The following is a 741-nucleotide window of genomic DNA, read 5'->3' on the forward strand; positions in this document are numbered from 1 at the left end:
GATATCGACCTGATTTTTACTTACCCTGAAAACGGCGAAACCCAAGGTGCCCGCCGCAGTATTGCTAACGCGCAGTTCTTTACTCGTCTTGGTCAGCGGATCATCAAAGCACTCGATCAACAGACGTTTGATGGTTTTTGTTATCGCGTCGACATGCGGTTGCGTCCATTTGGAGAAAGCGGCCCGTTGGTAATGAGCTATGCTGCGTTGGAAGATTACTACCAAGAGCAAGGACGAGACTGGGAACGTTACGCGATGATCAAAGCGCGCGTGATGGGATGCGAAATGTATCCGCAATATCAAGAGCTACGCAAAATGTTGCGTCCGTTTGTGTTCCGTCGTTACATCGACTTTAGTGCGATTCAGTCGTTGCGCCGCATGAAATCAATGATCAGCAGTGAAGTGCGACGTCGCGGTTTAACCAACAACATCAAGCTGGGCGCTGGTGGTATTCGAGAAATTGAGTTTATCGCGCAAGTTTTCCAACTGATTCGTGGCGGGCGAGAGCCATCTTTGCGCAATCGTGGCTTGCTCGAAACCTTAAATGGTATTGAAGAGCTTGCATTGTTAACCCCGCAAGAAGTCAGCAATCTGGAAGCAGCATATAAATATTTACGCCAGCTAGAAAATCTACTGCAAGCAATGGCAGACAAGCAGACTCAAACGCTGCCCGATTGCGACATTGAGCGTTTAAAACTGGCAACTGCGATGCAGCTAGAGTCGTGGGAGCTGCTCATCGAA

Annotated in this window: 1 pseudogene; it reads left to right on the forward strand. The window is 48.9% G+C overall.

Annotated elements, in window-relative coordinates:
• Positions 1 to 741, forward strand: a pseudogene (locus R8N47_RS24920) (bifunctional glutamine synthetase adenylyltransferase/deadenyltransferase); the annotation flags it as partial.

It is taken from the genome of Vibrio sp. 2132-1, from assembly GCF_033344315.1.